Below are 25,735 nucleotides of genomic sequence, written 5' to 3'. Positions count from 1 at the left end.
GTTTGCCTTACCTAACCGAACCGGAGGATTGCTTGATGAAACGCGCTCTCCTGAGCACCGCCACGTTGTCCACGTTGGCGTTCACCGCGTGCAGCAGTAGCGAGGCCGCCAAGGTCGAACCCGTCCCCACCGTGCCCGAAAAGGCCAGCTTCACTTCCTCATTCGGCAACAACGGAATCTTTGCGGTACCGCTGTCAGCAGATGCGAAGAACCGGCTGACGAGCGTCGTGCTGGGTCCCGAGGGTTCCATCTACGCCGCCGGGTTCACCACCGTCGGCAAAGATCAGCAGTTCGCGGTGGCCCGAGTGACCCGAGATGGCAAACTCGACACCTCCTTCGGTGACAAGGGAATCGCCACTGTCGACGTCAGCCCCGGTACGACCGGAGAGCAGGCACGAACCCTGCTTCCTCTCGCCGACGGCAAGCTGCTGGTACTCGGAACCGCCGAACACGACGGGGCAGCCGCGGGAGACGCTGCCAAGGACACCGACATCGTCGCGGTCCAGTTCGACAAGAGCGGGAAGCTCGACGCGGGATTCGGCACCGGAGGCATCGCCCGGATCGACCTCGGCGCCGGCACCGCCATCGACGAGAAGACGTTCATCGGCGACGCCGCGACCGGCATCGTGACTCGACCAAAGGGCGGATACACCCTCCTCGGCAGCACCCTCGCGGGACCAGGGCGCACCGACGCCGACTTCGTGCTCATCGGCATGACCGACAACGGCGCCCTCGACACCGCCTTCGGAACGGACGGAGTCACGCGAATCGACATCCCGGATACCTCGACCGCGAGCACGAAGAACCTCATCGTTCACAACGACAAGATCGTGGGCACCGGGTACGCCAAGGGTGCCGACGGCATCGTTCGTCCGGTCGTCATCCGCGCTGACCAGAGCGGTGTGCTCGACACCGGATTCGGCACGGGCGGATACGCGATGCACCAGGTGCTCGGAGCTGTCACCGAGTCGTACTGGGTGGCGCCTCAGGGCGACGACTACGTCCTCACCGGTTACGGCCGCGACACCGAAGAGCAGAAAGTCGACATGATCGCCTATCGGTTCACTACGAAGGGCGACCTCGACACGACATTCGGCACAAACGGCGTCACCCGCCTCGACCACATCGGCGAGGAAGACCGCGGTCGGAACGTCGCAGTCCTGAGCGACGGACGCATCCTCATCGCCGGATCGGGCACGAAGGAGTCGAAGAACGGCAACGCGATGGTCGTCCTGCTGACCAAGGACGGCGCGCTGGAAACCACGTTCGGCGAGAGCGGCCGAATCCTGACCGACCTCGGCGGCGTCACCGACACCTGGTTCTCGATCGCGCTCAGCCCGGACGAATCGGTCGCCTACCTGGCCGGATTCAAGGGTGCCGATGCCGAAGGAACCGATCACGACACCTCGTTCGTCGGCAGCCTCACGCTCAACTGATCGTCCGGTAGTGGGCAGTCGACCGCATTGATTGCGGTTGACTGCCCACTTTTCATTTGGGGGCGAGCCGAATTGACCGGGATGGCACGATGAAACTCGTGAGCCCGCAAAAGCACCTGCACCCCCGCGTGCTGAGTCAGTCGGAAAAGCTGCAGAACGTGGTCTACGAAATTCGTGGCCCGGTGCATGCCCACGCCGCTCGCCTCGAAGCCGAGGGCCACCGCATCCTGAAGCTCAACATCGGCAACCCGGCGCCGTTCGGCTTCGAAGCTCCGGACGTCATCGTCCGCGACATCATCGCCGCACTCCCGTATGCGCAGGGCTACTCGGAGTCGAAGGGAATCCTGTCGGCGCGACGCGCGATCGTCACCCGATACGAGCTGGTCCAGGGCTTCCCCGAGCTCGACGTCGACCACGTCTACCTCGGCAACGGCGTCTCCGAGCTCATCACGATCACCATGCAGGCGCTGCTCAACAACGGCGATGAAGTGCTGATTCCGGCACCGGACTACCCGCTGTGGACGGCGATGACGAGCCTGGCCGGCGGCACACCGGTCCACTACCTCTGCGACGAGTCGAACGGCTGGCAGCCCGACCTCGCCGACATCGAATCGAAGATCACGCCGAAGACCAAGGCGCTGCTCATCATCAACCCGAACAACCCGACGGGTGCGGTGTACTCGCGTGAGGTGCTGCAGCACCTGGTCGACATCGCCCGGCAGCACCAGCTTCTGCTACTCGCCGACGAGATTTACGACCGCATCCTCTACGACGACGCGAAGCACATCAGCGTTGCCAGCCTTGCGCACGACCTGCTGTGCATCACCTACAACGGTCTGTCGAAGACGTATCGAGTCGCCGGATACCGCGCCGGCTGGATGGCGATCACGGGCCCGAAGGAGCATGCGCGCGGATTCATCGAGGGCATCGACCTGCTCGCCTCGTCCCGACTGTGTCCGAATGTGCCTGCGCAACATGCGATTCAAGTCGCGCTCGGCGGCCATCAGAGCATCGAGGACCTCATCCTGCCGGGTGGACGGCTGCTCGAACAGCGCGACATCGCGTGGGAACGGCTCAATGCGATTCCGGGTGTCACCTGCGTCAAGCCGAAGGGCGCGCTGTACGCGTTCCCGAAGCTGGACCCCGAGGTCTACGAGATCTACGACGACGAACGTCTCGTCCAGGATCTGCTGCTTCAGGAGAAGATCCTGGTCGTGCAGGGCACTGGGTTCAACTGGCCGAACCACGACCACATCCGCATCGTGACGCTGCCGTGGGCGCGGGACCTGGCAGTTGCCATCGAACGTTTCGGAAACTTCCTGGCGAGCTACTCCCAGTAGCGCAAGGAGGACGAGGGAGCATCGCAGCGAGTACCGGAGCGAAGCGAGGAACGCAGCGAGGAGCGGACTGAGGGACGGTGCGCCCATGTCTCAGCTACCGTTTGGTGCGTGGGACACTCGCACTCGCACAGCCACGACGAACCGATCGAAATCGGTGATTTCGCACGGAAAATCGTCATCGGGCTGCTGGTATTCGGCGGCATAGTCGTCTTCTTCGGCGCAGTGATGCTGTGGCCCAGCAAGCAGACGGTGGCCATCCCGCTGCCCTATCAGTCCGCGGGCGGCGCCGCGGTGAAGACCGAATCGGGCACGATCGTCGACCAGAACCAGGGCCCGTGCGGCAGCCCCTCGAACGGGCGGGTGTTCACCGACCAACCCGTCTCCCCGCCAGTGGCGGTCTACACCTGCCAGCGAAACATCGTCGCGATCGAATCCGGCGCGGACGAGGGCAAGCGAACCCTGCTCGAGATCACCAAGGGTCCGGGGCAACCGACGCTGGCCGTCGGCGACAGCATTCGGCTCGACCACGGCGGCGACAAGACTGGATCGATCTACGGGTTCTACGACTTCTCGCGCGGCCCGGCATTGTTCGTGGTCGCGGCGATCTTCGCGATCATCACGGTCGCCGTCGCCCGGTGGCGTGGCTTCCGCGCGCTCGCCGGATTAGTGATCGTCTTCGGCGTCCTCGTGTTCTTCATGATTCCCGCCCTGATGAATGGCGAGCCCGCCATTCAGGTCGCGATGGTCGCCGGCGCGGCGATCTTGTACGCCGTGCTCTATCTGGCGCACGGAGTCAACATGCGCACGAGCGCTGCGTTGCTCGGCACGCTTGCCTCGATGGTGGTGGCGACGATCCTGTCCTACGCGGCGATCGCGGCCACCCGGATCACGGGACTGTCCGAGGAGCAGAACAGCCTCGTTCAGGTCTACCTCCAGAAGGTCAGCATTACGGGGCTGCTCCTCGCCGGGTTCATCATCGGTTCGTTGGGTGTCCTCAACGACGTCACGATCACGCAGGCGTCGGCGGCGTTCGAACTCGCGGCGCTCGACAAGAACCTCTCGCGGCGGCAGATCTTCAGCTCCGCAATGCGCGTTGGCAGCGACCACATCGCCAGCACGGTGTACACCCTGATCCTGGCGTACGCGGGTGGCGCTCTTCCCCTCTTGATGCTGTTCAGCATCGCCGGACGGTCCTATAGCGACGTTCTCACCGGAGATGCGATAGCCATCGAAATCGTGCGATCCGCGATCGGTGGTTCGGCGCTCGCACTGTCGGTACCGCTCACGACGGGAATCGCGGTTCTGCTGGCGCGCGCCAAAGATTGATCAGGGCGCCGGTGGCGGTGGCGGAGGCGGCGCCGGTTGCTGCTGTTGCTGCGGTGGTGGCGCCGGCACCGGAAGTGCCTGCTGCTGTTCCGGTTTCGTCGGCATGAGGAACTGACGCAGCCAGGTGCGAATGTCGCGCGGCGGTACGAGCATCGGCGGCAGGTCGACCTTGATGACCTTGCCGTCGGGCATCATGACCTCGAGCGGCGCATCCGGGGTTTGCGGCGCGCGGTAGTAGTAATACTGCTGCGTCGAGTCCGCCGGTTCCGGCGACACGTTGTATACGGGCCGGACGTTCATGTGGATCGGACGCGGCTTCGCACCCTTCGGCGGAGTCGGGAACGCGTAAGTCGGGCCACCGGGCGCGTTCTCCGAAGCACCGTTGAAACCGGTCTGCGCGTAGCCCATTGTCACCGCACCGGCACACACGATTGCGGCCGCAGCGGCGCCAACCGGACCACCGGGAAGGCGACTGGGCCGCCCGGCGACCGAGAAACCCCGGACCGGTTTCCGGTAGGCATACTCCGCGGCGCCAAGGGCGAGCACCGTTGTGGCGCTCATGAACCCAGCAGGTTTGTTGACGCGCTTGTGGTACGAGGCGATGGCACTCTTACGATCGACGATCCGGAAGTTGACGATGCCTTCGTGCCGGAGCGCTTCGGTCAGCTCGACGCGAAGACTCGGATCATCCAAGCAGATCCCGAGCCCGGCCAGAGTGGGCATCGCGGCGACCGCGACTCCAATGCATTCAGCGAAGGTCGCGACGTGATCGCCGGTGACTTTGATGGTCTGGTGATGATCTTCGGTGGCTTCCAGCATCGAAACGAGAACAAGGCTGATTGCCTCTGCTCCCGCGTAGACACCTAAAACCGCCGTCACTTCCGCCTCACTCGCAGCACCCGGTCTGGACATGGAGGCCGATTCGTCATCGAATCACCTGCCAAGGAAGTCTATTCCAGTAACAGATTCAACACGAGTAAGTTGACTGGTGATAACAATTGTTTAACGGCGTGTCGCGTGATGTTTATTTCATTTACCGGGGAAATTGAGGTATGAGCGCGACGGCGTGGGGCCGCGCTGGCCCTGATATTTCGATCCGACCGCGCTTGAACCGTAAGGATGCTCGGCCGGACTCGACAATCGAATGAGGCACAACTGCCCGATTTTCATACCCGGCCACAGCGTGATCGGTAGGTTCGCGACGTTCGACAGTTCGAGCGTGATGTGACCGCTGAACCCCGGATCGATGAAACCGGCTGTCGAGTGCGTGAGCAACCCAAGACGTCCGAGGCTCGACTTACCTTCGAGGCGACCCGCCAGGTCATGCGGAAGTGTGCAGCATTCGAGCGTCGAACCGAGCACGAACTCACCCGGGTGGAGAACGAAAGGTTCTCCCTTGTCGGGCTCGACGAGAGTCGTCAGATCGTCCTGGCGAAGAGCCGGATCGATGTGCGTGTACTTGGTGTTGTTGAACACCCGGAAAAGGCTGTCCAGTCGCACGTCGACGCTCGAGGGCTGCACGAGGCCCGGTTCAAAGGGGTCGATGCCGAGGCGACCCGACTCGATTTCAGCGCGGATGTCACGGTCGGAAAGAAGCACCCAAGAAGGCTAACGTGCGGTGAAAATGTGGTCCGCACCACGTCTGCTACAGTGGCCAACATCGGGCCCGGAGGCCCCCTTGCCGATGTAGTTCAATGGCAGAACTTCTGCTTCCCAAGCAGACAGCGCGGGTTCGATTCCCGTCATCGGCTCCACTGAAACCTGAACCAGAATGCCGCGAACACGAAGACTATTCCGATGTTCACGAGCAGCCGCGGGAACAGATAGTGGCGAAAAAGCGTGATGTCTACGCCGACGATGATGGCAATCATCGCGAGCAGATAGACCGCGACGACCGCATGCTTTCCCATGCTCTTGTTCTACCGCCTTCGGACCCTGGGCTCACACACTATTTCCTCGAACTTCGGCATACTCAGAGCGATGAGGCCACCGGTGCTGACGTCTGACCAGGTCAGCACCACCTCACGCCGCTCCCTCGAAAACCTCATGGGTGTCGACGAAGTGGTCAATGCTCGCGAGGGCTACCTGGACGGCGTCCGCGCACTCGCCGTGGTGATGGTGCTGGCCACGCATTCCTGGCAGTTCGCGGGCCGGCCGAGGTTCGGCGGCGCCGAGATCATCTTCGAGACGGGCTACATCTGGATCGACGTCTTCTTCATCCTGAGCGCATACCTGTTGACGCGACCGTGGTTCACCGCGGAGTTGAGGGGCCGACCGTGGCCTTCCTTCCGCACTTACATGTCGCGCCGAATCCACCGAATTGCGCCCGCCTACTACGTCAGCATCATCGCCGTACTCGCGGCGTACGCCGGCACGAAGGCCCTGCCGACAAGCGCGATCGAAGGCTCGCTCGGCTTCTGGAATCTCGGCAGCGTGCTGCTGTTCGTGCAGAACTACGTGCCAGTCGCATCGCGAAACTTCAACGGGCTGAACAGTCCGTGGTGGACCCTCGGCGTCGAGCTCACGTGGTATTTCGTTCTTCCCCTGGCAGCCGCCGCATTCATGTATCGACGCTGGCGGATCGCCCTCCCCATCGCCATCGTGGTGTCCCTCGTGTGGGCGTACGTGTCACTTCATTCACTCGATGCGGTCGTCAACTACCTGATCCACACGGTCGACGCGCGTGCCGAACTCCGAACCGGAGTCGTGGCGAATGCCGAAGTGATCCGCAATCGCCTCGGCGCACAGCTTCCGGCTTTCGCGGTCGATTTCGCCGTGGGCCTGGTCTTGGCCCGCCTGGAGGTCGTGCGGAAGCTTTCACCCGAGGCGACCGGGCGTTGGACGTCGCGACCCGTCGCGATCGCCGCATTCGTCGCCGGTGTGATGACCATCGTCGTCACCGAACTGGTTCTGCTGACGTGGGGCACAAGTGCGGATATGACGGCCTACTCACGGGTGCCGTTCGCGATCGGACTCGGTCTCTGCCTTCTCGGAATGGCCTACGGCCCCCGCGCACTGCGTCGTCCTTTCGAACTGACTGCGGTGCGGTACGTCGGCTGGGTCAGCTACGGCGTCTACCTCTACCACGTTCCGATCCTGGCGTGGCTCTCGCAGCGCATCACTCCGACGGACCCCCTTCGCACGCTGGCCGTTTATGCATCGATCACCCTCGCGTTGTCGGTGGTCGCCGGAACGGTGTCGTGGCTGATCATCGAACGGGCATTCCTGGTCAAGCACCCACGACCGAAGTGGGCGCCGAAGGCAATCGCCGCGGTCATCGCCGCCGCCCTGGTCGCGACGTACGCATGGGTCGTGACGACCCGGCCAGATCCGCTGCTGCTGCCCTTCGAGGGATTCACTACGAACGCTCAGCTCTCCGTACAGATGACTCTGCACGACGCACTGGCGAGGAGCCTCATCACGGCTGGCGAAGAGAAGGTGCTCCGCGACTGCGGTGTCGATTCCGCCGGCCAGACCGCGGGCGGAAACCATCGCGACGGCTGGGTCGTGGTCGGCGCTGCCTTCGATTGCACAGGCCGCCCCTCGGTCGCGGGGATCGACGAGGGTTCCGTCCGCCATTCAGACGGCATCGAGATCTGGCTGGACACGAAGAATCCGAACCCGGACTTCCCCGTTCGGCTCACGATGGCTTATCCGAGCGACGACAAGATCGTGGTCTTCACGATCTACGCGCGCACCGAGACTCAAGCACTTAGCGCCTATCCGCAGGTGCTGACGGCGAGCTATCTCCCCAGTTGATCACACCGGATCCGTCATCCGCTTCGCCATCAACCGACTGCTGAGCATGTACGCCACCACCACCGCGATGATGAGCGGAACAAGCAGCGCGTTGCCGGTATGGGTCAACTCGAGAACGAGCACGATCGCGGTGAACGGCGCGCGGTGCGTCGTCGCGAGCACGGCTGCCGCACAGATCAACGCATACGCGGCAGTGGGCGCACCCGGCCAGAGGTGTGACCACAGGCCGCCCATCAATGCCCCGAGCATCGCGCCCGTCGCGAGGGCTGGAGTGAGCGTTCCACCCTTTGCACCGCTCGCCAGCGACGCCGCGGTGACCGCCGGCTTCAGCACCAGGAGAACGGCGAACACCGGCAGGGCCAGCGCCCCGTCGAACGCGAGTTGCGCAGGGCCTTTTCCGTTTCCGAGCAACTGCGGAAACACGATCGACAGCGCTCCGACCGCGGCGAACACCCCAGTGGTGAAGATAGGAATCCGCCACCCGTGCGGCTGGTGAGACTGCGCGAAGTCCATCAACTTGCTCAGGACAACACCAACCAGTCCCGCCAATGGTCCGATCAGCAGGCCGAACACCAGCACCGCGCTCGACATGACGACCGGGGCGACGTCGTAGGTCGGCTTGTTTCCGAGTGCAATCCACGCCACCCCGACCGCGATCGCCGACGTGAGCAGCGCGGCCAGGACATCGGCGAGCGCAAACGACACCAACAGAATCTCGAGCGTGAACAACGCACCCGCCAGCGGCACGTTGTACACCGCAGCCAGTCCGGCCCCCGCGCCGCACGCAAGCAGTCGACGCTGCTGCTGAACCGTCAGGCCGGAGTAGGCGGCAATCCAGACGGCGATGACCGCACCCACCTGCCGGGGCGCCCCCTCACGTCCGATCGAACCACCCAGTGCCACCGCTATGACCTGGAGAAGCGCATCGGCGATCGTGGTGAAGAACGGCACCCGTGGATCGCGATTACGAAGCCCGTCCGTCGTGGGCACGACAGTGAAGTACTTCCTCAGCACCCACCACCCGACTCCGACGATGAGTCCACCCAACGTCATCACGACGACGCGGCGAAGACCGGACGCCTGCTCGACACCGGTGAGGAAGGACTCTTCGGAGTAGCCGAAAGCCACATTTTGCAGGAGGTGAAGCAGGAGCGTGACCAGCGCGCCGCCGACACCTGCGCCGACGCCGACCAACGCAGTGACGACCAGGAGACGCCCGAATTCGATCCGGGTAACCGGGCCCCTCGGTTCGAGGTCTACGGACGCGGCATGCCGCGGCGAAGCGACGCCTGCCACAGGCCGAACTTAACGCCCAAACACAATTCCGCGCACGAAAAGCAATACAAGATTGTTTTGTGCTGCTCGCCCACGGCGAACTCGCCCGAATCAGCCTGCCGATTCCACTGTGGTTGACGGTCCTGGTTGCGTCCCTGTCAGTCATCGCCACCTTCGCGATGACCGCAAACCGGTACCCGCGGAACCCATCAGGCGTTGCACTACCCCGAGCCGACCGTCACTTCTGCGACTCGGCGGTCACTCACGCCTGCTTGCGGATCGTCGGACTCCTCGCTCTTGACGTTCTGCTGATCGAGGCATGGATCGGTCCTTCCGCGGTCGGCTCCAATCCGGCGACCACCTGGTTCTACGTGTGGTTCTGGGTGGGCTTGGTGCCGGCGTCATTGCTGTTCGGCGACGTGTACCGGTACGTGAACCCCCTCCGGACACTCGCGCTCCTGATATCTGGACTGCGCCGAACGACGAGCCGTCCCGACTTGCCGAATCGAATCGGGTACTGGCCTGCGGTCGCTGGTCTCCTCATCTATCTCGTTCTCGATGGAGTCAGCCAAGAGGGCGACTGGCCGCGCGCGGTGGCTGTCTTCATCTCCGTCTACGCAGTCATCCACATTGCCGGTGGCGCCTGGTTCGGTCCGCGATGGTTCGATCGCTGCGAAACGTTCGCCGTCTACTCCGCCCTGATCGCTCGGCTGGCACCGTTCCGACGCCGGCCTACGCAGCCGCTCGACCGCCCTCTCGTCGCGTTCGTCATGATCCTCATGGGCGCGGCGGCGCTCGACGGCCTCGTGCACTTTTCCTTCTGGCCGGGCGTTGACCTGGTCATCAACCCGCCCGACGGAGACGCCGTTCAGTCGATCGCCCTGAGTACCGTCGTCCTCGTCGCTGCGAGCGGAGCGATGGGAGCTCTCTATCTTGCCTGCACCTGGGCGATCCGCCAGTTCATGCAGTCCGGGCGGTCGGCATTCACCGCGTTCACGCCCGTACTGATTCCGGTGGTGGTCTCGTACGCGATCTCGACCCACCTTCCCGCCGCCTTGTTCGAAAGCCAGGCCGGTTACCTGCTCGTCGTCGGCGGCGGCGCTACCCGCTACGGGTTCATTTCCAATACCACGATCGCGATCATTCAGTTCATCGCGATCATGAGCGGCTCCGTGCTCGCCGCACTCACCACGCAAGCGATCGCGACCGACGCGATCAAGCCGCGACTCCGGCGATTGGGCCAGATTCCTCTCGCCGCGCTCCTCATCAGCTACACGCTCATCGGAATCACGATCGTCTCTGGATGAGGTCATCCGTGCCAGCTATCGACACCGAGGCACATCGGGCGTGTACTTGAGGTGGGACTGGAACGGATTTGCCTCGGTCAGTCCGTAACGATGGCCCGGTAATACCGGTTCCCATCAACGTCGGCCGCAGCCGCGAAAAGGATCCCGCGGTGATTCCACCCGGCCCCACTCAACAGTTCGCGCTTGCACGCGAGCTGACGTGTTGGAGACGGCCTTCGCGGCCAGGTGAAATCCAAGTCCGCGTGTCCCGAGATTTCCTTGAAAGAGGCCACGTCCACTCGGGCACGGCAACACGGAAAAGCACGGCGCTATTACGCCGGGGAATGGCACCACGGTTGAGCGGGGTGCCATTCTCAAGTCCACACGAAAACGGCCGTTCCGCGATTTTTCGCGGACGGCCGTTGTCGGTTTTGAGTTGTCAGATCAGGCAGCGGCGAGACGCTGACGCAGCGGCGTCGGGAACGGAATGACCTTCCCGGCGACACGACCAGCGCGCTTGAACAGACGGTTCGGCAGGTTCGTGATCGTCTGCTTGGTGTCGGCCCAGAAGTTGTTCGGGAACGACAGGCGAACGACCTTGGCCCACGCCTCGTAGACCTGCTTCGGCAGCGGACCGCTGACGTACGGAATTCCGTATCGCTCGCAGATCTCCCGCACCTTGGGTGCCACTTCGACGTACCGGTTGCTCGGCAGGTCCGGCCACAGGTGGTGCTCGATCTGGAAGGACAGGTTGCCGGTCATGTAGTTCATGGCCGCGCCGCCGTCGATGTTGGCGGCACCCATCATCTGGCGGATGTACCAGTCACCGCGGGTTTCGTCCTTGATGGTGTCGTACTCGTACGTCTGGACATCCGACGGGAAGTGGCCGCAGAAGATGACCGAGTGCGTCCACATGTTCCGGACCAGGTTGGCGGTCAGGTTCGCGAACAGCGTCGGGATGAATGACGGACCGGTGAGCGCTGGGTACAGCAGGTAGTCCTTGGCGCCCTGCTTCGCGATCTTCTCGGTCACGAGCTTGGTGCGGCGAGCGCGCTCCGACTTGCGCAGTCGCGGGTTGCCGAGCTCGAGGTCCTGAATGGCCACGGCGTACTCGAACAGCAGGAACATGAGCGTGTTGTAGACCGGTCCGCCGAGGTAGAACGGCTTCCATTTCTGCGCTTCGTCCATGCGCAGGACGCCGTAACCGAGGTCCTTGTCCTTGCCGACGACGTTGGTCCAGGTGTGGTGCACCTCGTTGTGGGTGTGCTTCCACAGCTCGGACGGGTTGACGTTGTCCCACTCCCACGTGCTCGAGTGGATCTTCGGGTCGCGCATCCAGTCCCACTGACCGTGCATGACGTTGTGCGAGATCTCCATGTTGTCGACGATCTTCGCGACCGACAGCATGGCGGTGCCGAGCAACCAAGCCGGCGGGAACAGCGAGAAGGTCAGCACGCCACGGGCGGCGAGCTCGAGTCGACGGTTGTTCGTGATGACCGCGCGGATGTACTTCGCGTCGCGCTCACCGCGGGTGCTCAGCACCTCGTCGCGGATGGCGTCGAGTTCCTTGCCGAGCGCTTCGATGTCCGCAGCAGTCAAGTGCGCGACCGGGCTGGGCTTGGGCGGGTTGATTGCGCCGCCGAGAGATACGGGAGCCTTCAATGTAGGGGTCATGCTCTACCTCAGTTCTCGATTTCACATGGGCCGGCAGCTGCATTGATGCAGGTCTGGATCATGACGCCGTCGCCGGGCGCCGCGGTGGTGATGGTTCCGTCACGCAGGTCGCGCACTGCGCCGCTCTTCATCGGAAGCACGCAGCGGTGGCAGACACCCATGCGGCAGCCGAACGGCATGATGACTCCGGCCTCTTCGGCCTGATCAAGGATCGGCTTGCCACCGTCGAACTCCTTGGTGACGTTCGACTTGGTGAACGAGACGGTGCCACCGGCACCTGCCTCGACCGCGATGTGCGGCTTGAAGCGCTCGATGTTCAGTCGGTCGACGACGTCGTTCGTAGTCCAGTGCGCCTCGGCCGCGGCCATGAGGCCAGCCGGACCACAGGCCCACACGTCACGCTCGCGCCAGTCCGGCACGATCTCGTCCAGGGTCGTGATGTCGAGAAGGCCGTCGACGTCGGTGTGCTTCTCGATCAGACGGATGGTTCCGGCGGTGTGCAGCGCGCGCAGCTCATCACCGAAGATGACGCCATCGCGGGTCAGCGCCGAGTGCAGAACCACGACGTCATCGAGGTCGTGCGTGCGGAGCATGCCCATGATCGGCGTGACACCGCTACCGGCCGTGAGGAACAGGATCTTCGCCGGCTTCGTCTCCGGCAGGACGAAGTCGCCCTCCGGAAGGCTGAGGTGGACGTACTCGCCCACCTTCGCGTTCTGCACGACGTGGTTGCTGACAAGCCCCTCCGGAATCGCCTTGACGGTGATCTCGATGAGTCCGTCCTGGCGAGCGGGGTCGCTCGTGAACGAGTAGGCCCGCCAGCGACGAATGCCGTCGATGTCGACTCCGAAGCGGAGGTACTGCCCCGGAACATGCGTCGACCAGCCGCGGCCGGGACGGATGGTGAGGGTAACGGCGTCCGCGGTTTCCGGCTTGACGGCGGTGATGCGGCCCCGAAGGGTCTCCGCCGACCACAGCGGATTGAACAGATCGATGTAGTCGTCCGGAACCAACGGAGTCGTGATTCGGTGCGCGAACGCGGCTACTCGCTGCCCCAGCGCTTTGCGCGCAGAGCGAGGCTTTTCCACGATTTGCGTCATGGCAACCAGTGTTTCGATTTCGGCGAAATATGGCTTGACCGTGACTGGTGAATCTAGATCACGTTTTTGTTCGCCTGGTATAAAAGTTCATATGGCAACACCGCCCAGTTGGTCAGTTCGTAACGCTGGGGAACTGAAACTGCCCGACGAAGCCCGCCGCATGCTACGCGAAGTCCTCCCCGATGCCGGCGTTCAGGCCGTCGCGGCGATCCGCGCGGAAGTCCCCGTTTACGCCGGAACTCTGAGCAGCCGGATGTGGGAGAACATCCAGCTCGGTGTCGCGCTGTCACTGGGGACTTTCATCGACGCCGCCACGGGCGAGCGGGAAGAGGCCGACGCCCTGGCACCCGCGATCCGCGGCGCCTACGAACTCGGGCGCGGCGAAGCGAATGCGGGCCGCACGATGGAGGGTTTGCACGCCGCCTTCCGCGTCGGGAGTCGTGCAGCGTGGGTCCGAATGGGCGATTCGCTTCTAGAAGGCAAGGCAAGTCCAGCGGACATCGTCCTTCTCGCCGCCTCGGTCTTCGCCTATACGGATCAACTGTCACTGGCGAGCGCGGCCGGACATGCGGCCGCTCTCGACGCAGTGGGTCGTGAACGCGAGCGGCTGCGCAGTGAACTTGCCCGGATGCTGACGATCCCCGAGACCACACCCGAATCGGTCATACATGCCGCTGAGCAGGCCGAATGGGTGCCGCCAGACACGCTGACCGCAGTTCTGATCCCGAGTTCGCAGGCCAATGACGTCGTCGCGTGGATCGACGCGCGATCACTCTTGTTCGAGGGTGCGGATGTGTGGACATTCCTCGTTCCCGATGTCACGGGTGCAGCGCGCGAACGCCTCGTCACGACGTTGCGGGGCCGTCGCGCGGTGGTCGGCCCCTCGGTGCCCTGGCTCGAGGTCGCCGAATCGAACCGCCGTGCGCTGCGCCTCTTGGAGCTTGTCCGGGACGGCACGATCACCGGCGATCCAGCCGAGGCCGACGTTCACCTCGCCGCGCTGACCGTCCATGCCGACCCCGCCTGCCGCCAGGACCTCGCCGACCGAGTTCTCGCGCCGCTCGACGATCTCCGACCGGCAGCTCGCGAGAAACTGCTGGTCACGCTCCGATCGTGGCTCTTGCACGCATTGTCCGACGGCCGCCGCGATCTCGTCGCGGAAGACCTTTTCGTGCACCCGCAGACCGTTCGATACCGCGTGGGACAGCTGCGCGAAATCTTCGGCGAGCGCCTCGAGGACCCGAATTACGTGCGGGACCTGGTGATCGCGCTTACCTGAGAATCCAGCTTCCAAACGCCGATGGATTGCCGTATCGGGGACCTGATCGGGTCCCTGATACGGCAATCCATCGGTCGTTACTGGACCGTCGCTTCCTTCGGCACCTTCGCGGGCTTCTTGTCCCGGAACAGGCTCGACGTCGGGATCACGAGCGCGGCCGGAGCGCCGGCTGGAACCATGGGCGAGTTCGGCGCGACGGCATCGACGCGAACGTACGCCGATCCCGGCGCCGGACGTGTATCGGCCTCGCCCTTGTTCGGCCACATCGACGCAGCACGTTCGGCCTGCGCGGCGATCGTCAGCGACGGGTTCACTCCGAGGTTCGCCGAAACCGCAGCACCGTCGGTCACATACATCGTCGGGTAGCCGTACACCCGGTGGTACGGGTCGATGACGCCCTTATCGGCATCCGCGCCGATCGCCGCGCCGCCGAGGAAGTGTGCAGTCATCGGGATGTTGAACGCCTCGCCGATGGTGCCGCCGGCGAAACCGCCGATCTTCTTGGCGACCGCTCGCGTGACCTCGTTGCCCACCGGGATCCACGTCGGGTTCGGTTCTCCGTGGCCCTGTTTGCTCGCCATCTTCCGACCGAAGACACCGCGTTTGGTGTACGTGGTGATCGAGTTGTCGAGATGCTGCATGACGAGCGAGATGATCGTGCGCTCACTCCAGTTCGCGACCGTGAGCAACCGCGCGAACTGCAGCGGATGCAGGATCACGGCGAGCAGGAACTTCAGGAACCGCGGCATGCTGCCTCCGCCATCGGTCATCGGTCCCTGCAGGAAGCCCATCGCGTTCGATCCCTTGCCGTATCGCACCGGTTCGATGTGCGTGTCCGGCGTGGGGTGGATGGACGAGGTGATCGCGACGCCCCGGGTGAGGTCGAGTTCGGGGTCGACCTTCCACTTCGCGGCGCCGACGATCGACTCGGAGTTCGTGCGGGTCAGCACGCCCAACTTCTCCGAGATGTCCGGAAGCTTGCCTTTGTCCCGCATCTCGAACAGCAGCTTCTGCGTACCTCGAGTGCCCGCCGCCATGACGACGTTCGCCGCGGTGAAGGTCTTGCGATGCTTGACCAACTTCGCGCCGGTGCGCCGGGTCTTGATCGTCCAGGAGCCGTCCTTCTCCGGCTTGACCTGGGTGACCGTCGTCATCGGGATGACCTCGGCGCCACCCTTCTCGGCAAGGTAGAGATAGTTCTTGACCAGCGTGTTCTTCGCGTTGTGCTTGCAGCCGACCATGCAGTCGCCACATTCGATGCATCCGGTGCGGTCCGGGCCCGCGCCACCGAAGTACGGGTCTGGGACGGTCTTTCCAGGCTCACCGAAGAAGACGCCGACCGGGCACTGGACGAACGTGTCGCCGAAGCCCATGTCATCCGCGACCGACTTCATGATCTCGTCCGCTGGGGTCATGTGCGGATTGATGACGACGCCGAGCATCTTCTCGGCTTGCTGGTAGTGCGGAGTCAGCTCCGAGCGCCAGTCGGTGATGTCTTTCCACTGCGGGTCCTGGAAGAACGGCTCCGGTGGGATGTAGAGCGTGTTCGCGTAGTTCAGCGAGCCCCCGCCAACACCGGCACCGCCGAGAATCAGCACATTGTTGAGCAGGTGAATCCGCTGGATGCCGTAGCAACCGAGCGCCGGCGCCCAGAGGAAGTTGCGGATGTCCCAACTGGTCTTGGGGAGTTGATCGTCCTCGAAGCGCTTACCGGCCTCGAGAACGGCTACCTTGTACCCCTTTTCGACGAGGCGCAGCGCGGTGACGCTGCCGCCGAATCCCGAACCGACGATGAGAACGTCGAAATCTGGTGCGGCCATCGGTCTTCCCTCCGCTTGATGGATATGACGCGGGCAGCGTTAGGTCTGACATTACGACCGCAAAAAAGAAGATGGGGGCCGAATCGGCCCCCATCTGTCAGACGTCGTGGTGAGTGGTCACGACCGGCGGTGCGTAATACCCGACCGGCTCCTTCTCCTGCGGAATCACGATCCACAGCACCAGGTAGATGAGGAACTGCGGTCCCGGCAACAGGCACGAGAGCAGGAACACGAGACGAACGACGGTGGTGTCCCAGCCGTACGTGCGTGCAATGCCGGAGCAGACACCGGCGATCATCTTGCCGTCGCGGGTGCGTACCAGAGTCGCCATGACCCCTTACCTTTCGTCGTGATCGCCAGTCCATCTGCGCGATCAATGACACCAACGTTAGGGTCGGCGGTCCGCGCGGGCATCGGGGTTTGCCCCGATATCGGCCCTGATATATGGGGTCGGTTTAATGTGCACTCGTGGCCGGTAAGCGTCTTTCTCCCCTCGACATGCTCTTTCTGACGGTCGAATCGCAGGAGACCATGCTCCACGTGGCGGGTCTGCTGCAGTTCAAGCCCACCAATGGGGCCCGGGCCGAGGAGATCACCGCCCAGATGCGCGACGAACTCGCGTCCGTGGTCGTCGAGCCACCGTGGAACCTCAAGCTCGCGTACCCGAACTTCCTGCTGCATCCGATGCAGCGCTGGGTGACCGACACCGAGATCGACCCGACCTATCACGTGCGTCGATCCGCTCTCCCGAGCCCGGGTGACGAGCGCGAACTCGGCGTGCTCATCTCTCGGCTGCACTCTCGCCCCCTTGATCTCTCACGACCCCCATGGGAAGCGCACCTGATCGAAGGGCTCGAGAACGGCAATCTGGCGCTGTACGTGAAGGTGCACCACTCGCTCGTCGATGGATACACCGCCGCGAAGCTGCTCAGCCGCGCTCTTTCGAAAGACCCCGACGACACCGGGACACCACTTTTCTTCGCCGTTCCGCCGACGCGTCGCGAGCGCGCTTCGCTGCTCGATTCGGCTCCCGCACCGAGCCTCGGCGGCGTCGTGGACACCGTCCGCAGTGGGTTCACCTCGCTGAACGATGTTTTCAAGGCCCTCGTCAAGGTCAACCGGTCGCGCCGGGACGAAGCGAACGCACTCGTGCCGTCACTTCAGGCACCGCGCACGATCTTCGACAACCGGATCAGCCGCAACCGACGGTTCGCGACGCAGCAGTACGACCTCCCGCGTCTCAAGCGCATCGCCGCCGCCACCGGTGGGACGCTCAACGACGTCCTGCTGGCGATCTGCGCAGGCGGCTTGCGACGCTACTTGAGCGAACTTGGCGAGCTCCCCGACAAGCCCCTCATCGCCTTCATCCCGGTCAACGTTCGGCCCAAGGACGATCCGGGCGGCGGCAACGCGGTCGCCGGCATGCTTGCCAACCTCAGCACGCATATCGACGACCCGAAGGAGCGGATCGAGTCGATCATCGCGTCGACTCGCGCCGCGAAAGAGCAGATGGAGGGGATGACCCGCAACGCCATCCTCGCCTACACAGCAATCCTGTCGGCGCCGTTCGTCGTCCAGACCAGCACCGCGCAGGCCGGACTCGGCCAGGTGCTGCCGCCGACCTACAACGTGATGATCTCGAACGTCCCGGGACCGACCGAACCGCTCTATTTCCGTGGGCACAAACTCGAATCGGATTACCCGGTCTCGATTCCGATGCACGGGACCGCACTCAACATCACGTGCTTGAGTTATGCGGGAACGTTGAATGTCGGGTTCATCGGCTGTCGTGACAACGCTCCCCATCTGCAGCATCTCGCGGTCTATTCCGGCGACGCGGTCGTTGAGCTTGAAACGGCCTTCGGAATCAAATAGCCATTTACACCAAGGGAATTGGACTTTCGGGAGGCGCCGATTACGGTCGGCCAACGATCAGGTCTCATCGACGGATTGGCCCAGAACCTCCCATACGCTTGATCCAAGCCACTCGGGGACCAGGTCTGAGCGTCTCCGGCTGATGAGCACTCGCTCGACGCTCAATTCAGTTCCGCGGCGATGGGTTCTTCGCATCGAAAGGGTTTGAAATGGCAATTCTCAAAGTGCTGGCCGCGGTGTTCGGCATCATCATGAACGGCGCCGCCACGGGCGGTTCGGTCATTGCACTCCTCACGGCTCTCGGCGGCTAGACGACCGATACAGGCCGCCAGCGAAGTTCGCCGGCGGCCTGTTTTCATTTCAGCGTAGTTATTATTTAGCTAATTTCATTACCAACCAGTTGGTTTCCTTCACCGACGCATGCTCGCGCGGCGGAGAAACATCCCCTGCCCAGCAAGAACGTTCGGGCACGACGACGGCCATGCCGTGTATCACATTCGTATGACATTGCGCACTAATTAGAAACTTCGATAGCCATATGGTTGCGTATTCGCCAAATTCGAGGATTCTGGACCTATGGTCATCGCCATCGCCCTCGCATTGTGGGCCTTCGCGGCGCTTCCGGTCGCGCTAGTGCTCGGCAGGCTCTGCCGTGCGACCGAACAGCCGCAAGAAGCACGGGCGAACCACTCGGTTGACCTTCGAGAGAAGATTCTGACGAGCTAGGTTCTCCTGTATGGATGCGCAAGCCTGGGACGACCGCTACGCATCCACCGAACTCGTGTGGGGCGCTCCGCCCAATCCCGTCATCGTGGCGCAGGCCTGGCCGCTGCATCGCGGTCGCGCGCTCGATCTCGGCTGCGGAGAAGGCCGTCATGCGATATGGCTCGCCCTGAACGCCTGGACGGTCACCGCCGTCGATTTCTCCCGAGTCGCCCTCAACAAGGGCGCGACCATCGCCACCAAACTGCCCCGCCGGACTCGCGATCGGCTCACGTGGGTCGAGGCCGACCTCACCTCTTGGGACATTCCCGGGGAATTCAGCCTCATCATCAGCGCCTATCTTCACTTTCCAGAGACCGAGCGACGCGACCTGATGCGTCGTTGCGCGCAGGCACTCGCACCGGGCGGAACGCTCGTGGTCCTCGGGCATGACTCGACGAACATCGCCGAGGGCGTCGGCGGACCTCAAGACCCCGAGGTTCTCTACACACCGGAGGACATCGTGTCTGACGTCGAGGACTTGTTGACGATCGATATCGCCCAGAAGCTGCACCGCGCGACCGAAAAAGGTGTCGCTATCGACTGCCTCGTCACCGCGCACCGGCCTAGCTGAGCCAGCGCTCCAACCACGGGTCCACCGCGGCGCGGATCTCCGCACGCGACTTCTTGAACGAATGCGCCTCACCCGGAAGCACGTGAACCTCCTGCGCATCGCCGGCGTCCGGGATGCCGAAGGGATCATTCGCCCCGTTCACGACGATGACCGGAACGCCTGCTCCCCGCAACTCCTCGACGCGAGAGTTCTCCGGCTTGCCCGGCGGATGCAGCGGGAACGCCAGAGCCAGGACCCCGACCGCCTCGACCGACGTCGCCGTCCGGCATGCCACGCGCGCACCATTGCTTCGCCCGCCCTGCACCAGCGGTCCCGGAAAGCGCTGCCGCAGTTGCAGAATCACTTCGATCCAGGCCGGGTCCTGAACCGGCGGGCGGGGTGGCATCCGGCGGCCCGCGACGACGTACGGCTGGTTCACCCGCGCAACGACCGCACCGCGCGCCACCGCGGCATCCCGAACCGCATGGAGGTCGAGCGTTTCGATGCCGCCACCGGCGCCGTGCGTGAGGACGACAAGTCCACGAGGCTCGCCAGTCGGGGTATCCACTACGACAGATGCATTACCGGCACTGGTCGTGACCAGCAGTTCATTCGGCATGAGACCTACGTTACGGCGCCTTCTGCGCGCACCGTCCCTCGCTCCGCTCCTCGCTCCTTCGTCGCTGCGATGCTCACTCATCCTCCTTGCGCGGGGGGACCTGTATTTCGCATCACAGCCTTAGCTGAACACTTGAACAGCAAAACTACTGGCCAGTAACATGGCTATTAAGTTACCGGTGGGTAGCACCCCTGGGCGGAACTGAACTCTAGTCCGCACCAGCTCAACGAAGAGCAAAGGAATACGGGTCTCAAGATGAGCCACTACAAGTCCAACGTCCGCGACATCGAATTCAACCTGTTCGAGGTCCTTGGTATTGGTGACGTTCTCGCCGCCGGCGGTTACGGCGATCTCGACGAAGACACTGTGCGCGAGATGCTGAAGGAGTTCAGCAAGGTCGCCGAGGGTCCGATGGCCGAGTCGTTCGCCGACACCGACCGCAACCCCCCGGTGTTCGACCCGTCGACCCACACGGTTTCGATCCCCGAAGGCTTCAAGAAGTCGTACCGCGCCTACGCCGATGGTGGCTGGGACCGGGTCGGTCTGCTGGAGGAGCTCGGCGGTATGCCGGCACCTCGCGCCGTCACCTGGGCCCTGCAGGAAATGGGCCTCGGCTCGAACCCGGCGATCATCATGTACGCCGCTGGTGCCAGCTTCGCCCAGATCTTCCACCACAACGGAACCGACGAGCAGAAGAAGTGGGCCGAGGTCGCAGCTGAGCGCGGCTGGGGCGCCACCATGGTTCTCACCGAGCCGGACGCCGGTTCGGACGTCGGCGCCGGCACCACCAAGGCCGTCCAGCAGGCCGACGGCACCTGGCACATCGAGGGTGTGAAGCGCTTCATCACCTCGGCCGACGCTGACGACCTGTTCGAGAACACCTTCCACCTCGTGCTCGCCCGCCCCGAGGGCGCTGGCCCGGGTACCAAGGGTCTGTCGCTGTTCTTCGTTCCGAAGTTCCACTTCGACTTCGAGACCGAGACCCTCGGTGAGCGCAACGGCGCATTCGTCACCGGCCTCGAGCACAAGATGGGCCTCAAGGCTTCGGCCACGTGTGAGGTTTCGTTCGGTCTCCACGGCACCCCGGCCGTCGGCTGGCTCGTCGGCGACGTCCACAACGGCATTGCCCAGATGTTCGACGTCATCGAGAACGCTCGCATGATGGTCGGCACGAAGGCGATCGGTACCCTCTCGACCGGTTACCTCAACGCCCTCGAGTACGCCAAGAGCCGCGTCCAGGGTTCGGACATGACCCAGATGATGGACAAGGCGGCTCCGCGCGTCACCATCACGCACCACCCGGACGTTCGTCGCGCCCTCATGACCCAGAAGGCGTACGCCGAGGGTCTGCGTGCGATCTACCTCTACACCGCCGCTCACCAGAACGACGACACCGCTCTCGCCGCTTCGGGTGCGGACCACGACATGGCGTTCCGCGTGAACGACCTTCTCCTCCCGATCGTCAAGGGTGTCGGTTCCGAGCGTGCCTACGAGAAGCTCACCGAGTCGCTTCAGACTCTCGGTGGCTCGGGCTTCCTCCAGGACTACCCGATCGAGCAGTACATCCGTGACGCGAAGATCGACTCGCTCTACGAGGGCACCACGGCCATCCAGGCCCTGGACTTCTTCTTCCGCAAGATCGCCAAGGACCGCGGTGTCGCTCTCGCGCACGTCGCCGGCCAGATCACGAAGTTCATCGACAGTGAGGCCGGCAACGGTCGCCTGAAGAACGAGCGTCAGCTGCTGAAGACCGCTCTCGAGGACGTTCAGGCCATGGCCGGTTCGCTCATGGGCCCCATGTTCGCCGCCAAGGACAACCCGGCCGAGCTCTACAAGGTCGGTACCGGTTCGGTGCGCTTCCTGATGGCCGTCGGTGACCTGCTCATCGGCTGGCAGCTGCTTCGCCACGCCGAGGTCTCGCTGGCTGCTCTCGACAATGGCGCTGCCGGCGCCGACAAGAGCTTCTACGAGGGCAAGGTCGCGGTTGCGCAGTTCTTCGCTCGCAACTCGCTGCCGCTGCTGACCAGCGTCAAGAACGTTCTGGCCACGCTGGACAACGACATCATGGAGCTCGACGAAGCCGCGTTCTGATACGTCAACGTGAAAAGGCTGGCTCCCGGGATTTCCGGGAGCCAGCCTTTCTGTTTGTGCGGTCAGGACTTGGTGTCCGGCGCGCAGGTCAGGTTGCCAGGATCCTTGAGGTCCCGCAGGTAGGCGATGACGGCGTCGTCGATGCACTTGCCGGAGTTCAAAAACGCTCCATGCTGGGTGCCCTGGTAGGTGAGCAGCGACGCACGCAGTTGACGCGCTAGATCGACACCGGCCTGGTACGGCGTTGCCGGGTCATGTGTCGTCGAGACGACGACGATCTTCGGCAAGGCGGGGATGTTGATGGCGTGGGGCTTCGAGGTCGTCGGGACCGGCCAGAAGGCGCAGGTATCCAGTGGTGCGAGCCCAGTGCCGCGTCCATCGTCCTCGAACGGCGCAGCTTCACGGATCGCGGTGTCGAGTTTGCCGAGTGCGTCTCGGTCGGTGGCGGCGGGATCGTCGACGCAGCGAACCGCGATGCGAGCGTCGAGTTCGTTGGTGTACGTTCCGTCCGCACGGCGGCCATAGGAGGCGTCGGCCAACATCAGCAGCGTGTCACCTGTGCCCTGCGTGACCTCGCTCAGACCCTGGGTCAAGTAGCCCCACAACGCGGGTGAGTACATCGCCAGGCTCACCGCTGTCTGTGCGTCTCCATAACTGAGGCCACGGCCATCCTTGGTCTCGGCAGGATTGCCGATCAGCGACTCGATGAGCACGCGATAGTTCGATACCGCTTTCGTCGGATCGTTACCAAGCGGGCAAGTGGCGAACCGCGCACAGTACGCGGCGTAGTCGTCGAAGGCCTGCTGGAATGCCCGGTTCTGCTTGACCAATTGGTCGGACCGGTTTTGCGTGGGGTCGAGAGCACCGTCGAGAACCATCGCCCTCACGTTGTCCGGGAACATCTCGGCATAGGTGGCACCAAGTCGGGTGCCGTACGAGTAGCCAACGTACGTCAGTTTGTCATCGCCGAGTACGGCACGAATGATGTCCATGTCCCGCACAACGTCGCGTGTACCGACATGTGCGAGAAGGTTGAGTCCGGACCGCTTGACGCAGCTGGATACCCACGCCTTGGTGCTAGCCTCTTGCGCCGTGATCCCAGCGGGCGTGTTGTCGTAACCGTCGCTCTGACGACTCTGGTCCATCTCGGAGGTGGTGGTGCACTTGATCGCCGGGGTCGAGGCGCCGATTCCGCGCGGGTCGAACCCGATGACGTCGAAGTTCTCGCCGAGCGTGGAGCTGTAGCCGGCATCCGTCGGCATCGACAGGCCGGAGCCGCCGGGTCCGCCCGGGTTCACCAGGATTGAGCCGATCTTGTTTCCCGTCGCTCGTGACCGGGAGATCGCGATCGATGCGGTTTCACCGTCGGGCTTCGAGTAGTCGAGCGGAACCGTGACCCGAGCGCATTGCAGTCCATGGTTGAGTTCAGGTCCGCCCATTTCAAAGCCTTTACACGACCCCCACTGGATCGTCTGGTTGTAGAACTTGTCGAGCGGGCCGGCCGCGGTCTGCAGCTGGTGGCTCAGAATGCCGGTTCCCACCAGGGTCGAAACGCTGATCAACCCGATGACCAGGCGCGACTTGCGCCCCCGTCGTCGTGGTTTTTCGGGCGCTCCCTGCGTCACGGGCAGATTGGGGACTTCGAACGGCAGAACGGGCGTATCGAAGACAAGGGTGTCGGTCATCGGGACTCCTACAAAATGCAGCGGCTGAATGCTCCGCTGCCTCTCTTAAATGTCCGGTGTGACGGGCATCACAAATAGGAACCCTAGGGCTCACGTTCCCACCCCCTTGCAAGCCTCTTACCTGCAGAAACAGCAAAGCCTGGCCCCCGAATCGGGGACCAGGCTCTGGTGTTCGTCAATCAGTCAGTCGGTCACTCGCCGCCGCCGCACAAGAAGCTGTTGTCCGAGTCGTTGTTGCACCAGAACATTCCGCTGAACATCTCCTTGAGGTCGGACGCCTTGTCCGCGAGGTGCAGAACGGTCTTGCTGCTGTCGGGGTCCTTCTGGAGTGCGCCGTGCCAGACCTTGCCGACCTTCTCCGCACCATCCTTCTTGACGGTGATCGACTTGATCGTGACCGTGATACCGGCGCCTTCATTCGCCCAGGCGATCGCATACTCGGAGTCATCCAGCTTCATGGTTCCGGTGCCGTCAGGGCTGAGAGTCATCGTCCGGCCCCCGCCCTTCCAGTCGCCGGGGTAGGAGCCGGTCGCAGCATCCAGGGTGGGCCCGCCACCGGAATCGCTATCCGAACCACCGGAACCCTTGTCCGAATCGTCGTTTCCGTCCGGCGAATTGGAGTCGCTCGGGAACGAAAACCCGAAGGGGTTGTCGCTGTCCGAACTCTTGGTCGTCGTCGTTGTCGTGGAAGTCTTTGACACCGAAGCATGAGTCGTCGGCATCGAAGGACCGTCGTCGGTCGAACTCGAGCACCCTATGACCAGCATGCTCGTTGCCGCGCTGATCATGAGAACAATGGCTTTGGTGCCCCTACGGTTGACCGACATGATGTCCCTCTCGGCCTAGTGATTGTCGAACAAGTCAATGGTGCGGCCGGGTGACAGTCACCAGATAGGACTCCTAGGGGTGGTGCATGCCCACCCGGGACGATTCTCAGCTTCGCCTGACGGTGACATGATTATCCCAACTCTCTCGAGGAGAGAAAACATGCCTCCGAAGTGGGATTTTCTGGAATCAGGTCCACCTGACGCGGCGCACGCCGCGCTGCTGCTGCCGGGCGGTTCGTGCGCGGCACGGTCGTACGAACTCGTCATGGCGGAACCCGCACTTCAAGGCGTCCGACTCGTCGCCACGACGCTGCCCGGCAACGCCGGCGCACCGCTCGGTCCGGACAACCACACGATTCCCGCGATGGCCACGGAGACCGCCGCGTTTGCGCGGGCACACGGCTGCGACGTTCTCGTCGGGTTCTCCCACGGTGCGTCGGTCGCGTTGGAGATGGTGCTGTCCGGATAGTTCACCGGGCCGACCGTTCTGCTCGGCATCAGCCTTACGACACCCGATGAATCCGCGTTCTTCCGGCGCGTGGTGCAGTTGTCGCAGCGGGTCGGACCAATCCCCATGAGGGCGCTCATGTGGGCGACCGAGCTCATCATCCGGACCGCGAACATCGAGGCGAGCCACGCGAAGAAACTGCGCGCGGACGCCCGCGCGAACCGGGGCCGGGACATCACCCGGATCTGCGCGGCCTACCTGGACTACCTCGAGAGCGACGACCCGGCCGGTCGCCTCGTCGCCACGGGTGTCCCCACCTGGGTCGTGCACGCGGAGAAGAACAGCGACGGCGGGCTGACCGACGCCGAGCGTCGAACACTTGCGGCAGCACCGCAGATCACACTCGTCACGATTCCAGGGTCGGTCTTCCTACTGCCGAACGAAGTCCCGGATCAGGTCGCCGCGGTGATCGCAGACGCCGTTCGATTTCTCGACGCGAACGGTTGAAATCCGGACAGAACGCTGATTTCGGACCGGACCGGCAATACTGTGGACCCTTATGACGCCTCGCCACCGCCCA

The 25,735-nt window shown here is 63.6% G+C and carries 23 protein-coding genes and 1 tRNA gene; 13 read left to right on the top strand and 11 right to left on the bottom strand.

Annotation, left to right across the window (positions count from 1 at the left end):
• Positions 1 to 35 precede the first annotated feature (35 nt).
• The 3 genes from F600_RS0103035 to F600_RS0103025 all read left to right on the top strand — a co-directional run bounded on the left by F600_RS0103035 (position 36) and on the right by F600_RS0103025 (position 4,102).
• Positions 36 to 1,436 (top strand): NHL repeat-containing protein, encoded by a 1,401-nt coding sequence (locus tag F600_RS0103035; protein WP_156024385.1) that lies wholly within the window; start codon positions 36 to 38, stop codon positions 1,434 to 1,436.
• 89 nt (positions 1,437 to 1,525) lie between these two features.
• Positions 1,526 to 2,776 carry a pyridoxal phosphate-dependent aminotransferase gene (locus F600_RS0103030; RefSeq protein WP_018159110.1) on the top strand — a complete coding sequence of 417 codons (1,251 nt, stop codon included), beginning with the start codon at positions 1,526 to 1,528 and terminating at the stop codon, positions 2,774 to 2,776.
• Positions 2,777 to 2,884: 108 nt separating this feature from the next.
• Positions 2,885 to 4,102, top strand: a complete 1,218-nt coding sequence (locus F600_RS0103025) for a YibE/F family protein (RefSeq protein WP_018159109.1) — start codon at positions 2,885 to 2,887, stop codon at positions 4,100 to 4,102.
• Here the strand turns inward: F600_RS0103025 and F600_RS0103020 are convergent, their stop codons facing one another.
• Positions 4,103 to 4,981, bottom strand: coding sequence for a hypothetical protein (locus tag F600_RS0103020; RefSeq protein WP_156024384.1), 879 nt, complete (start codon positions 4,979 to 4,981; stop codon positions 4,103 to 4,105).
• A 150-nt stretch (positions 4,982 to 5,131) separates the two neighbouring features.
• On the bottom strand, positions 5,132 to 5,701 hold the full coding sequence (dcd, locus tag F600_RS0103015; RefSeq protein WP_018159108.1) for a dCTP deaminase: 570 nt from the start codon (positions 5,699 to 5,701) through the stop codon (positions 5,132 to 5,134).
• An 81-nt stretch (positions 5,702 to 5,782) separates the two neighbouring features.
• Here dcd and F600_RS0103010 point away from each other — a divergent pair.
• Positions 5,783 to 5,856, top strand: a tRNA-Gly gene (locus F600_RS0103010).
• Here the strand turns inward: F600_RS0103010 and F600_RS31970 are convergent.
• Positions 5,845 to 6,012: a hypothetical protein gene (locus F600_RS31970; RefSeq protein WP_169518397.1), complete on the bottom strand. Its 168-nt coding sequence runs from the start codon at positions 6,010 to 6,012 to the stop codon at positions 5,845 to 5,847. The two genes, F600_RS0103010 and F600_RS31970, sit on opposite strands and share 12 nt — an antisense overlap.
• 70 nt (positions 6,013 to 6,082) lie before the next feature.
• Between F600_RS31970 and F600_RS0103000 the strand changes: the two genes are divergently transcribed.
• A complete protein-coding gene (locus F600_RS0103000; RefSeq protein ID WP_162141380.1) occupies positions 6,083 to 7,861 on the top strand; it encodes an acyltransferase family protein in 1,779 nt (592 codons plus the stop codon).
• On the opposite strand, the gene F600_RS0102995 is transcribed toward F600_RS0103000, so the two are convergent.
• Positions 7,862 to 9,157, bottom strand: coding sequence for a chloride channel protein (locus F600_RS0102995; RefSeq protein WP_018159106.1), 1,296 nt, complete (start codon positions 9,155 to 9,157; stop codon positions 7,862 to 7,864).
• A gap of 59 nt (positions 9,158 to 9,216) precedes the next feature.
• Between F600_RS0102995 and F600_RS0102990 the strand changes: the two genes are divergently transcribed.
• A complete protein-coding gene (locus F600_RS0102990; RefSeq protein ID WP_018159105.1) occupies positions 9,217 to 10,443 on the top strand; it encodes a hypothetical protein in 1,227 nt (408 codons plus the stop codon).
• A gap of 423 nt (positions 10,444 to 10,866) precedes the next feature.
• Here F600_RS0102990 and F600_RS0102985 read toward each other — a convergent pair whose 3' ends face one another.
• Both F600_RS0102985 and F600_RS0102980 read right to left on the bottom strand, forming a co-directional pair.
• Positions 10,867 to 12,096 (bottom strand): fatty acid desaturase family protein, encoded by a 1,230-nt coding sequence (locus F600_RS0102985; protein ID WP_081628683.1) that lies wholly within the window; start codon positions 12,094 to 12,096, stop codon positions 10,867 to 10,869.
• A gap of 8 nt (positions 12,097 to 12,104) precedes the next feature.
• Positions 12,105 to 13,196 (bottom strand): ferredoxin reductase, encoded by a 1,092-nt coding sequence (locus F600_RS0102980; RefSeq protein WP_018159103.1) that lies wholly within the window; start codon positions 13,194 to 13,196, stop codon positions 12,105 to 12,107.
• On the opposite strand from F600_RS0102980, the gene F600_RS0102975 reads away from it, so the two are divergent.
• Entirely contained in the window at positions 13,195 to 14,475 is a 1,281-nt protein-coding gene (locus F600_RS0102975) for a helix-turn-helix domain-containing protein (protein ID WP_081628682.1), read from the top strand. The genes F600_RS0102980 and F600_RS0102975 overlap by 2 nt on opposite strands.
• Positions 14,476 to 14,552: 77 nt before the next feature.
• Here the strand turns inward: F600_RS0102975 and F600_RS0102970 are convergent, their stop codons facing one another.
• Together F600_RS0102970 and F600_RS0102965 are read right to left on the bottom strand one after the other, a co-directional pair.
• Positions 14,553 to 16,295: a GMC oxidoreductase gene (locus F600_RS0102970; protein WP_018159101.1), complete on the bottom strand. Its 1,743-nt coding sequence runs from the start codon at positions 16,293 to 16,295 to the stop codon at positions 14,553 to 14,555.
• A gap of 97 nt (positions 16,296 to 16,392) precedes the next feature.
• Positions 16,393 to 16,626 carry a PspC domain-containing protein gene (locus F600_RS0102965; protein ID WP_018159100.1) on the bottom strand — a complete coding sequence of 78 codons (234 nt, stop codon included), beginning with the start codon at positions 16,624 to 16,626 and terminating at the stop codon, positions 16,393 to 16,395.
• Between the two features lie 137 nt (positions 16,627 to 16,763).
• Here F600_RS0102965 and F600_RS0102960 point away from each other — a divergent pair, with 137 nt between their 5' ends.
• The 3 genes from F600_RS0102960 to F600_RS0102945 all read left to right on the top strand — a co-directional run bounded on the left by F600_RS0102960 (position 16,764) and on the right by F600_RS0102945 (position 19,506).
• Complete coding sequence (locus tag F600_RS0102960) at positions 16,764 to 18,170, top strand: WS/DGAT/MGAT family O-acyltransferase (RefSeq protein WP_026306105.1); 1,407 nt, start codon at positions 16,764 to 16,766, stop codon at positions 18,168 to 18,170.
• Between the two features lie 576 nt (positions 18,171 to 18,746).
• Positions 18,747 to 18,896, top strand: a complete 150-nt coding sequence (locus F600_RS31465; protein ID WP_018159097.1) for a hypothetical protein — start codon at positions 18,747 to 18,749, stop codon at positions 18,894 to 18,896.
• Between the two features lie 10 nt (positions 18,897 to 18,906).
• Positions 18,907 to 19,506: a class I SAM-dependent methyltransferase gene (locus tag F600_RS0102945; RefSeq protein WP_018159096.1), complete on the top strand. Its 600-nt coding sequence runs from the start codon at positions 18,907 to 18,909 to the stop codon at positions 19,504 to 19,506.
• On the opposite strand, the gene F600_RS0102940 is transcribed toward F600_RS0102945, so the two are convergent.
• Positions 19,499 to 20,104, bottom strand: coding sequence for an alpha/beta hydrolase family protein (locus tag F600_RS0102940; protein ID WP_018159095.1), 606 nt, complete (start codon positions 20,102 to 20,104; stop codon positions 19,499 to 19,501). The genes F600_RS0102945 and F600_RS0102940 overlap by 8 nt on opposite strands.
• A 255-nt stretch (positions 20,105 to 20,359) precedes the next feature.
• Between F600_RS0102940 and F600_RS0102935 the strand changes: the two genes are divergently transcribed.
• The gene (locus F600_RS0102935; protein WP_018159094.1) at positions 20,360 to 22,195 is read left to right on the top strand and encodes an acyl-CoA dehydrogenase; all 1,836 of its coding nucleotides are present in this window, start codon (positions 20,360 to 20,362) and stop codon (positions 22,193 to 22,195) included.
• Between the two features lie 62 nt (positions 22,196 to 22,257).
• On the opposite strand, the gene F600_RS0102930 is transcribed toward F600_RS0102935, so the two are convergent.
• Positions 22,258 to 23,880 (bottom strand): alpha/beta hydrolase, encoded by a 1,623-nt coding sequence (locus tag F600_RS0102930; protein WP_018159093.1) that lies wholly within the window; start codon positions 23,878 to 23,880, stop codon positions 22,258 to 22,260.
• 191 nt (positions 23,881 to 24,071) lie between these two features.
• Positions 24,072 to 24,602: a hypothetical protein gene (locus F600_RS0102925; RefSeq protein WP_018159092.1), complete on the bottom strand. Its 531-nt coding sequence runs from the start codon at positions 24,600 to 24,602 to the stop codon at positions 24,072 to 24,074.
• A gap of 265 nt (positions 24,603 to 24,867) precedes the next feature.
• Here F600_RS0102925 and F600_RS0102915 point away from each other — a divergent pair, with 265 nt between their 5' ends.
• Both F600_RS0102915 and F600_RS0102910 read left to right on the top strand, forming a co-directional pair.
• On the top strand, positions 24,868 to 25,176 hold the full coding sequence (locus F600_RS0102915) for an alpha/beta fold hydrolase (protein ID WP_018159090.1): 309 nt from the start codon (positions 24,868 to 24,870) through the stop codon (positions 25,174 to 25,176).
• A gap of 105 nt (positions 25,177 to 25,281) precedes the next feature.
• On the top strand, positions 25,282 to 25,662 hold the full coding sequence (locus tag F600_RS0102910) for an alpha/beta fold hydrolase (protein ID WP_156024383.1): 381 nt from the start codon (positions 25,282 to 25,284) through the stop codon (positions 25,660 to 25,662).
• Positions 25,663 to 25,735: the final 73 nt, after the last annotated feature.

The organism is Smaragdicoccus niigatensis DSM 44881 = NBRC 103563 (assembly GCF_000380645.1).
In the GTDB taxonomy this organism is placed as follows: Bacteria; Actinomycetota; Actinomycetes; order Mycobacteriales; family Mycobacteriaceae; genus Smaragdicoccus; species Smaragdicoccus niigatensis.
Note: the sequence above shows the minus strand (reverse complement) of the source record. Positions and strands in the feature narration are given on the sequence as shown.

Bases quoted from the DNA above. Each gene is read 5' to 3' on its own strand.
- F600_RS0103035 (WP_156024385.1), top strand. From the start codon at position 36: ATGAAACGCGCTCTCCTGAGCACCGCCACGTTGTCCACGTTGGCGTTC.
- F600_RS0103030 (WP_018159110.1), top strand. From the start codon at position 1,526: ATGAAACTCGTGAGCCCGCAAAAGCACCTGCACCCCCGCGTGCTGAGT.
- F600_RS31970 (WP_169518397.1), bottom strand. From the start codon at position 6,012: ATGGGAAAGCATGCGGTCGTCGCGGTCTATCTGCTCGCGATGATTGCC.
- F600_RS0103000 (WP_162141380.1), top strand. From the start codon at position 6,083: ATGAGGCCACCGGTGCTGACGTCTGACCAGGTCAGCACCACCTCACGC.
- F600_RS0102985 (WP_081628683.1), bottom strand. From the start codon at position 12,096: ATGACCCCTACATTGAAGGCTCCCGTATCTCTCGGCGGCGCAATCAAC.
- F600_RS0102975 (WP_081628682.1), top strand. From the start codon at position 13,195: ATGGCAACCAGTGTTTCGATTTCGGCGAAATATGGCTTGACCGTGACT.
- F600_RS0102980 (WP_018159103.1), bottom strand. From the start codon at position 13,196: ATGACGCAAATCGTGGAAAAGCCTCGCTCTGCGCGCAAAGCGCTGGGG.
- F600_RS0102970 (WP_018159101.1), bottom strand. From the start codon at position 16,295: ATGGCCGCACCAGATTTCGACGTTCTCATCGTCGGTTCGGGATTCGGC.
- F600_RS0102965 (WP_018159100.1), bottom strand. From the start codon at position 16,626: ATGGCGACTCTGGTACGCACCCGCGACGGCAAGATGATCGCCGGTGTC.
- F600_RS31465 (WP_018159097.1), top strand. From the start codon at position 18,747: ATGGTCATCGCCATCGCCCTCGCATTGTGGGCCTTCGCGGCGCTTCCG.
- F600_RS0102945 (WP_018159096.1), top strand. From the start codon at position 18,907: ATGGATGCGCAAGCCTGGGACGACCGCTACGCATCCACCGAACTCGTG.
- F600_RS0102940 (WP_018159095.1), bottom strand. From the start codon at position 20,104: ATGCCGAATGAACTGCTGGTCACGACCAGTGCCGGTAATGCATCTGTC.
- F600_RS0102935 (WP_018159094.1), top strand. From the start codon at position 20,360: ATGAGCCACTACAAGTCCAACGTCCGCGACATCGAATTCAACCTGTTC.
- F600_RS0102930 (WP_018159093.1), bottom strand. From the start codon at position 23,880: ATGACCGACACCCTTGTCTTCGATACGCCCGTTCTGCCGTTCGAAGTC.
- F600_RS0102925 (WP_018159092.1), bottom strand. From the start codon at position 24,602: ATGCCGACGACTCATGCTTCGGTGTCAAAGACTTCCACGACAACGACG.
- F600_RS0102915 (WP_018159090.1), top strand. From the start codon at position 24,868: ATGCCTCCGAAGTGGGATTTTCTGGAATCAGGTCCACCTGACGCGGCG.
- F600_RS0102910 (WP_156024383.1), top strand. From the start codon at position 25,282: ATGAGGGCGCTCATGTGGGCGACCGAGCTCATCATCCGGACCGCGAAC.